The following is an 8946-nucleotide window of genomic DNA, read 5'->3' as shown; positions in this document are numbered from 1 at the left end:
AGTTCCGACAATCGTTGGGCAACTTTTAATTACACGTTGAGTGGGTTATCGGCGGGTAGATATCGCTTGAGGGCGATCGGCTACGACAAATCTGGTGCAGCTAGCAATGAAACGAGCAGCACTTTATTAGTCAATAGTGCGCCGGGGGATTTACAATTTAGAACTTTACCTCTCTATACCAAGGGTGAAAAAATTAGCTTTAGTGGCGCTAAGGTTTTTGATACAGAAGGAGTCAGCGATATTGCTAAAGTCGATTTCTGGTTCCAAAAAGAAGGTGGTGAGAAAATTGAAATCGCTAATGATGTTACTGAATTTACCACTGACAGTGATGGGTTCGGCCGATTTAACTTTAGTGATAATTTGAGCGGTTTAGCACCGGGGCGCTATCAATTATCGGCGATCGCCTATGATAAAGCAGGTGGTGCTAGCCCGGTTGCGATTCAAAAGTTTGCGCTGATTAGCGATCCGGGTGAAGATGGGTTGTCTGATGAAGTCAGATTGGCGATCGTTGGTGCTGCAAATATCGACAGTTATCCGCCAGAAGCTTTAGCAGAAACAAAGGAATGGGTTGTATGGCTGACACCCGGACAGTCTTCCCAAGAATTAGCAGCTAGAATTGGGGCGATCGATCGGGGAGATACCGGCCACATTCCCAACACTTTTATCTGGGAATTTCCACAGGGAAGAAATCCGAAAGAGGTGGAGGCTCAGCTAGCAACAATCGGAGGAGTAGAATATGCTTACCCGCAGGTTCCTGTCAAATTAAATTTGTTGTACGAGCCGAAGGAAACTTTATACAAAGACCAGTGGAATTTAAAAAACGCGAATCTCCCCGCAGCTTGGGATGTAATTAATCCTGCAACTTCTCAAACAGTGCGGGGAAGGGGTACGACTATTGCAATTGTGGATGATGGCTTGGAATACAAGCACCCAGATTTAGCAAGCCGGTACAACCCTAATTTGAGTTGGGATTTTACTGATAAAGATAGCGATCCATCGCCAACATCCACAAAGGGCTTTACAGCCAATCTTTCACAACCAAAAGTAAATGGTTGGAATAGTATTAACTTCTCTCTTCCTGTAAATTTGACAGGGATGGTAAAAGATATTCAGGCTACCTTCGATTTCAGTCAATCTCTACCACCTAATTTACCAAAAATTGAAGAGTTGCAAGTGTCTCTCTACAGTCCTGACAAATCTGCGTTCAGCCTTTTCTATCGACGCCCTATTTCTCCTGCAAGATGGTGGTGGCCCGGTCTGGACGATCTGAAGTTTTCGCAAAAAGTTCCGCTAAAATTGACTGGAAGTAGCTCTCAAAGTTTCAATCTAAATCAAGGTCAATTTTATGGGAGTTATGCGGGCGGGAATTGGCAATTAGAAATTAAGAATCCCAACCCCGATGAGTATGATGCAGACGAAATGCGCCAGCTTAGCCAAGAACTTTTGAAACGCTGGACATTACAAATTAACACTGCTAACCCTCACGGAACTGCGGTTGCAGGAATTGCAGCAGCCAGTGAAAACAGTAAAGGGATTATGGGTGTAGCTCCTGAATCGAAATTAGCAGGGCTGCGACTATTTGGTAATACAGAGCCACTAAATTACGAGGCTGACCCTTTAGGAAAACAGATTGCTGATGCTTTATTCGATCCTCAGACACAACCGGGACAATCTAATCGCAATCAGTCGATCGATATTTTTAATAACAGTTGGGGTCCTGAATACATGAGGCGGCAACCTTTAGCTCTGCAAGCCTTGCAAACAGGAGTTACCAAAGGTCGAAATGGGTTGGGAAATACCTATGTATTTGCGGGTGGGAATGAAGGGAACTTTAACGGGAATGTCAATTATAATAGTTTTGGTAGTTCCCGTAATGCGATAGCGGTAGGTGCAATCGATCGAGCAGGAAATCACACCACTTACAGTACACCCGGCTCGGCAATTTTCATTTCAGCATCCTCCGACAATAACGATCCTAATAACGCACAAGGGATTACCACAACAGATATTTTTGAAAATGGCTCTGGTGGCTATGATGACGATTTTGGAGGAACTTCTGCGGCCGCGCCTGTGATTTCTGGAGCGATCGCTTTGATGCTGGAAGCTAATCCTAAACTAACTGTGCGTGATGAGCAACATATTTTAGCCAAGACGGCTCAGAAAAATGACCTCAATGGCAAAGATAGCGAAGGGAAACCCAAATGGGAGCAGAATAAAGCAGGATTTTGGGTGAGTTACGAACAAGGCTTTGGTGCGATTGATGCCGCCGCTGCGGTTAAAGCTGCGGTTAATTGGACACCTGTAGGAAAGCAAGTTTTAGTGACTTCTGACTTGGAGAATGTGATGAAAGCGATTCCTGATGGTAGTGTAGCAGGAATAGAAGCTAAGACTACAATTACCAAGAATATTATTATCGAAACAGCAGAAGTAATTCTTGCTGCTGAGCATCCCGAGTGGCGTGACTTTACAGTGAAACTAATTTCATCAGATGGCACTGAATCAGTATTGGCAAATACCATGCCTGATATCCCAAAATCAAACACTAGCGATAGATTATCGCCAGATTCAAAAGAGTGGAAATTTATTTCAGTCCGACACTGGGGTGAGTTATCAAAAGGTGAATGGAAGTTGCAAGTTATTGATAAAAGTGGCAACGAATTGAAAGGTAATTGGAATAGTTGGAAGCTCAATCTTTACGGATTGGAACTAGACGAGTCACCCAATGTTGTTACCAATACCAAAGACAGCGGGCCAGGAAGTTTGCGAGAAGTTTTAAATTGGGCTAATAGCAATCCGGGCAAGGATACAGTTATATTCAAAGTTCCTCCTACAGATCCTGGTTACAACACCAGCAACAACGCTTTTACCATTCGGCCGCTATCGCCACTGCCGCGGATTACCGATTCAGTGATTATTGATGGAACCAGTCAGCCGGGATATTCAACTCGACCAGTAATAGAATTAGATGGCAGTAATGTACCAGTGGATGGTTTGTATATCACTGCTGGCAACAGTACGGTTAGAGGATTAACAATTAACCGTTTTGGTGTTGATGCTATCAGATTGCGTGATAATGGCGGCAACATCATTGAAGGAAATTTCATCGGTACTGATGTAACTGGTACTCAAGATTTAGGTAACGGCTATAGTGGCATATCAGTTTGGTCTTCTAATAATATTATTGGCGGTCAAACGGTTAAAGCCCGAAACGTCATTTCTGGTAACGATAGCCTTGGCATTTACATTGAGGGAGCAAATGCTAGCAATAACCTCATTCAAGGCAACTATATCGGTAGCGATCTCACGGGTACTCAAAAATTGGGAAATACAAATGGTGGTATTGTTATTTTGGGTGCCTCTAACAACACTATTGGTGGGACAGCAGTTGGGGTATCAAACTTGATATTCGGTAACGGTAAAAACGGTGTCTATCTTAGAGGTGATGGCTCAACTGGCAATGCTATTCTATCTAATTCTATTTCTGGGAGCGATCGCTTAGGAATCGATCTGGGAGATAATGGATTGACCGTGAATGATTTAGGAGATAGCGATACAGGTTTTAACAACTTCCAGAATTTTCCTGAGCTGACTTCTGCTATCTCTAGCAATGGGAATACGGCTATTAAAGGTAAGATAAATAGCACTCCCAATACTACATTCAGAGTAGAGTTTTTCTCTAACAAGGTTTTAGATGACTCTGGTTTAGGTGGTGGTGGCTATGGAGAAGGAGAGAAGTTCCTTGGATTCCAAAATGTAACGACTGATAGCAGTGGTAATGCGGCTGTCGCCATTAATTTACCGTTGGCTGTTCCCATCGGTCAATTTATTACTGCTACTGCTACTGACGCAAATAATAACACTTCGGAGTTTTCTCAAGGAATTGCGATCGCAGCTAATCCAGCATCCACAGAACTATTTACCGACATTAATGCTACTTTGGAAGGAGTTTTCTACAGTTCGGCAGCTTGGGGAGATTACGATAACGATAGCGATCTAGATATTTTGGTGACAGGCACAAACGGTCCGAATTCTGTAGCCAAAGTTTACCGAAACGATAGCGGCAACTTTACAGATGTTAATGCTGCTTTGAGTGGAGTTAAGAATAGTTCGATTGATTGGGGAGATTATGACAGAGATGGCGATCTCGATATTCTGCTAACAGGTTTGGATAATGCCTCAAACCCAGTCTCGAAAGTTTATCGGAACGATGGCGGTAATTTTACGGATGTCAGTGCTAACTTGCAAGGAGTTTGGAATAGTTCAGCAAATTGGGGAGATTACGATAATGATGGCGATCTCGATATACTTCTGACAGGTGGTGCCATTATTTCTGGTTCCTCGGTTAAGATTGCGAAGGTCTACCGTAATGACAGCGGTAGTTTTACAGATACAGCCGCAAATTTACAGGGAGTTTGGCAGGGTTCAACAGATTGGGGTGACTACGACAAAGATGGAGATCTCGATATTCTCATAACTGGTAATTCTGATGGTTCAGTTTCAGCAGATATCTCTAAGATTTATCGCAACGATAATGGCAGTTTCACAGATATAGGTGCGCCATTAACGGGCGTTTTTTCGGGTGATGCAGCTTGGGGAGACTATGACAATGACGGCGATCTAGATGTACTTTTGACTGGTTTAACGCCGAGCAATTCATCTCCGGTTGCTAAGATTTATCGCAATGATGCTGGCAGTTTCACGGAGATTCAAGCGGGCTTGCAGGGAGCTTATTATAGCTCTGTAGATTGGGGAGATTACGATAATGACGGGGACTTAGATATTCTTTTGACAGGTGCTTCGCCATCCAGAATCTCAAAACTCTACCGCAATGATGGCGGCAGGTTTACCGATATTAGTACCAACTTACAAGGAGTTTTTGGCAGTTCAGTAAGTTGGGGAGACTATGACAACGATCGCGACTTGGATCTGCTTTTAGCTGGCAATCGCTTGGGTTCTCCCTCTGCTAGTACCAAAGTTTACAGAAACAACCTTTTAACTGTAAATAGTGTTCCGGTAACACCTGCTGGACTGATCTCTTCAGTTAATGGCAATTCTGTCAGCCTAAACTGGAGTCCTGCTACTGATGCTGAAACACCGCAAGCAGGTTTGACTTATAACCTGCGAGTAGGAACAACTCCTGGAGATTCAGATATTATGTCTCCGATGGCTAATAGCAATGGAACCCGTAAAGTAGTTCAAATGGGCAATGTCAATCAAAACACAAATTGGACGATGAAAAATCTTAAACCAGGTACTTATTACTGGAGCGTACAAGCAATTGATACTGCTTTTGCAGGTTCGACATTTGCTACGGAAGGGAGGTTTACAGTTTTAGGTGTAGGTGCAATTGGAAATATAAGCACTACAGTTACACCTATTTCTTAATAATATCCGTAGTTAGATCTGTAGGTTGGGTTGAACGAAGAGAACCCTCCGCTAAACGCTCCGCCCAACATCAACTAGAAGAAGGTGTTGGGCGAAGCGGAGGGCTCATTCTTAAACCCAACCTACTTATGTGAGCGTAGTCGAAGGGTCGAAATGCCTACTTCGACTACGCTCAGTGACCAAAGCACCTTAGCGACTGCTATATCTTCGGCTCTTTGTGTTGTAAGATAACTAGGACTTGCATATAAATACTAAAAAAACCTAGTTTTTTATGAGTATTCAAGGTCGGGAGTGCCTTATTTTTGTAAAAAAAATCGGTTTCTGCCTCCAGGACTAATCATCTTAATATTTTCATCGATCGCCCGTTTTTATATCCTGCATCCCCCGTGAAAAATAAAACAAAATTAAAAATATTCTGTATTCTTTTTTACATTTGTGGTTTTCCCACTTTGGCAACTGCCCAAATTGTCCGGGATGACACTTTACCGCTCAACTCCACCGTCACCCAAAACGATAACACCTTCACCATTGAAGGCGGCACAGCAGCGGGTCGCAACCTGTTCCATAGCTTTCAGGAATTTTCCGTCCCCACTGGTGGCACAGCATTTTTCAACAACGCTGATACGATTCAAAATATTTTCACTCGCGTCACTGGCGGGTCAATTTCTAACATTGATGGCATCCTCCAAACCAACGGTAGCGCTAACCTATTTCTCCTCAACCCCAACGGCATTATTTTTGGCCCGAATGCCAGCCTGAATATCGGTGGCTCGTTTCTAGGCACTACAGCCGATCGCATCAACTTCGCTGACGGCACATCATTCAGTGCTACCAATCCCCAAACAACTCCTCTGCTAACTATCAGCATTCCGACTAGCTTGCAATTTGGTCCGAATCCCGGTCAAATTGTCGATCGCTCTGTAGCCGTTTCTGCTGTTGAAGACAGTGGCGAAGGAAATCAGAACCCCGTAGGTTTAGAAGTTTCACTCGGTCAAACTTTAGCGCTAGTGGGCGGCGACATAGCGCTTCCAGGTGGACTTTTGACAGCATCGGGAGGCCGAATCGAACTTGGCAGTGTCGGTGCTAACAGTTTAGTTGGCCTGACTTTCAATGACTCAGGTTTCGCTTTGGGATATGCAGGTGTCCGGGACTTCCAAGATATTGAATTGTCACAGGGTGCTGTTGTAAGTGCTAGCGGTGAAGGTGGCGGTACTATTCAAGTACAGGGGCGGCGGGTGGTACTGACGGAGGACTCAGGAATTCTTTCTCAGACTCGCGGCAGCCAAGACGGGGGTACGGTTTCGATTCAAGCAACACAGTTGATCGCTGAAGGTGGTGGTTATGTAGATACGACTACCTACGGGGCTGGCAGAGGTGGGAATTTATCCGTCACAGCGACAGATTCCATAGAATTGAGTGGCACTAATGCTGATGGCAATGGGCCCAGTGGCTTATTTGCTCAAGTTGATGTTGAAGAGGGGCAAACTTTACCGGCAACAGGAAATGCCGGAGATTTAACGATCGCCACCGGTCGATTAATTTTACGAGATGGGGCACAGGTAGGCTCAACTACTTTTTCAGAGGGTTCCGGGGGAAGGTTAACTGTCACTGCTTCCGAGTCTATAGAATTGACTGGGCGATCGGCAGATGGTCAATTTTTTAGCGTTTTGGCAACTCAAACTGAGCCTGGTTCTTCTGGCAATTCACAAGATTTGACCATTTCCACCAGAGAGTTGATTTTGCGAGATGGAGGTGAAATTTCATCTTCCACCAATGGTACGGGGAATGCAGGCAATATACTCATTCAAGCGTCCGGGCAGATTGTTAAAGATCGGTCTGGAATATCGGCTTTCAGTTCAGGTAGTGGGCGCGGTGGCAATATCAGCATTGAAACAGGGCGCTTAATTGCTCAAAATGGCGGTCAGGTATTAGCAACAACTCAAGGTAGCGGGCAAGCAGGGACTTTAACTATAAATGCCACAGAATATGTTGAACTCACTGGAACGGCTACAGACGGCTCTCCCAGTGGCTTGTTCACCCAGTCCACAGGGAGAGCAATGGACTCTAATGCTGGCAATGCAGATAACCTAACCGTAACAACGAGGCGCTTAACTGTTCGGGATGGAGCTGCAATATCAGCAGATACTTTCGCAGGTGGAAAGGGAGGTTCTCTTACAGTCAATGCCTCGGAGTCTATTGAAGTGACTGGAACTTCCGGCATCGTTCCAGAGATCGTACCAGGAAGAGCTTCTCCCTTAGTCAGGATAGTCAGGGCTGATGGGCGCTTGCCCAGCCGTTTGACAGCAGCGACAACGGACACCGGAGAAGCAGGGAGTGTAACGATTAATACGGGACTGCTGAGGGTACGGGATGGGGCAAGTGTTGCTGTAGATGGGAGCAGGGGTACGGGCTCTGCCGGCAACCTGAAGGTAACAGCCAGCAACATCCGACTAGACAGAGGAACCATTACGGCAGAAACTAGATCCGGTGACTTCGGCAATATCAACCTCCAAGCGTCCAACCGCCACCGGCGATGCTAGGGGCGGCAATATCAACATCAATACCAGAGCCTTAATTGCCGGTATCAACAGCGACATCACCGCCAATGCCGTCAACCGCGAAGCCGGCCGCGTCGAAATTACAGCCCCAGAAGGCATTTTCGGAGCCCGATCGCGCCGCCTCACAGATCCCGCCTCCAATCTCACCAGCGACATCACCGCTACCTCCCTGGCCGGCCCGCAACTCGACGGCGAGATACTCCTCAACACCCCTGAAGCAGACCCCACCCAAGGCGTGGCTAAGCTACCAGAGACGATCGCCAATCCCGACGCGATCGCCCAAATTTGTCCCAATCAACGGAAGCCGGGAGAAGATAGAACCTTTACCAGAACCGGGCGCGGCTTGCCTGCCAATCCAGGGGAAACCCTCAGCGGCGGCTCTGCAACCGTCGGTTTAGCTGACGCTGTACCGCCTGTCGAAGGGCGATCGAGAACTGCCGCACCCCAGCAAGCGGTTCGCCCCGCTTCTCGCCCCATCCAGGCAGCCCGAGGTTTGGCGGTTAACAGCAAAGGAGAAGTCATCTTCACTGCTTATCCTGCTGCGGTGCCGCTGCAAAGTCCCGTTATTCCCCACCCAGCCTGCGATGTTCAATAACAGAAACCGGAACAGGGGCGATCGCTGGCTGCCGTTGAGTGCGGGCTTGTTAGCAAGCAGCTTGGCGGCTTGGCCGCTGAAGGCGGAAACTCTTCTGCTGCAACCAGCAGGAGAGTTGAATCCGGGCGGCCCAGACTTGACGGTTCAAGTTCCCAATCCCGCAGAACCTCTAGAACCGCAAACCACTCCTTCCCGGCAAAACCCGCAAAACCTGCCACCTACAGAGCCCTCTCCCACGCTGGAAGAAAGAAAGACTGAACCCGATTCCGATACCGGTGAAGCTTACGAATGTTCTATCCCAGTGCCGCCAGCAGATCGATCGCCCGCAACTCCAACGGCAACTCCAACGCCGGAAGATAGCAAAACTGATGAGGCGATCGAGGCAATCTCGATCGCTAATTTTCGCTT

General features: G+C 46.6%; 3 protein-coding genes and 1 pseudogene. All 4 read left to right on the top strand.

The genetic code is table 11. From position 1 onward, the window contains the following. The first annotated feature begins 36 nt into the window (after positions 1–36). The gene (locus tag JGK20_RS31035) at positions 37–5385 is read left to right on the top strand and encodes a S8 family serine peptidase (RefSeq protein ID WP_293233349.1); all 5349 of its coding nucleotides are present in this window, start codon (positions 37–39) and stop codon (positions 5383–5385) included. Positions 5386–5834: 449 nt separating this feature from the next. After that, a complete protein-coding gene (locus JGK20_RS31030; RefSeq protein ID WP_293233347.1) occupies positions 5835–7925 on the top strand; it encodes a filamentous hemagglutinin N-terminal domain-containing protein in 2091 nt (696 codons plus the stop codon). Further along, positions 7873–8538 (top strand): hypothetical protein, encoded by a 666-nt coding sequence (locus tag JGK20_RS31025; RefSeq protein WP_293233345.1) that lies wholly within the window; start codon positions 7873–7875, stop codon positions 8536–8538. Before JGK20_RS31030 ends, JGK20_RS31025 begins: the two co-directional genes overlap by 53 nt. Beyond that, a pseudogene (locus JGK20_RS31020) lies at positions 8528–8946 on the top strand (ShlB/FhaC/HecB family hemolysin secretion/activation protein); the annotation flags it as partial. The gene JGK20_RS31025 and the pseudogene JGK20_RS31020, both read left to right, overlap by 11 nt.

The organism is Microcoleus sp. PH2017_05_CCC_O_A, assembly GCF_020738785.1.
Lineage (GTDB): Bacteria > Cyanobacteriota > Cyanobacteriia > Cyanobacteriales > Microcoleaceae > Microcoleus.
Note: the sequence above shows the minus strand (reverse complement) of the source record. Positions and strands in the feature narration are given on the sequence as shown.